This is a genomic window from Synechococcus sp. CCY 0621 (assembly GCF_019038465.1).
GTDB lineage: Bacteria > Cyanobacteriota > Cyanobacteriia > PCC-6307 > Cyanobiaceae > Cyanobium.
This window is the reverse complement of record NZ_JAFKRH010000091.1, coordinates 1-249: the sequence shown is the minus strand read 5'-3', so window position 1 is coordinate 249 and position 249 is coordinate 1. Positions and strand designations below refer to the sequence as shown.

General features: G+C 63.9%; 1 pseudogene. It reads right to left on the bottom strand.

Annotated features, from left to right (window positions below):
* A pseudogene (locus tag KUG43_RS17550) lies at positions 1-249 on the bottom strand (photosystem II q(b) protein); the annotation flags it as partial.

The window sequence follows — 249 nt, the reverse complement described above, 5'->3', positions numbered from 1 at the left end:
GGTAGGAGAGTTCCCACTCGCGGCCCATGTAGGCGAAGACGCCGATCAGGAAGTGGAAGACCACCAGCTGGTAAGGACCACCGTTGTACAGCCACTCGTCGAGGCTGGCGGCTTCCCAGATGGGGTAGAAGTGCAGGCCGATGGCGTTGCTGGAAGGAACAACGGCGCCGGAGATGATGTTGTTGCCGTACATCAGGGAGCCGGCGACGGGCTCACGGATGCCGTCGATGTCGACGGGGGGCGCCGCGA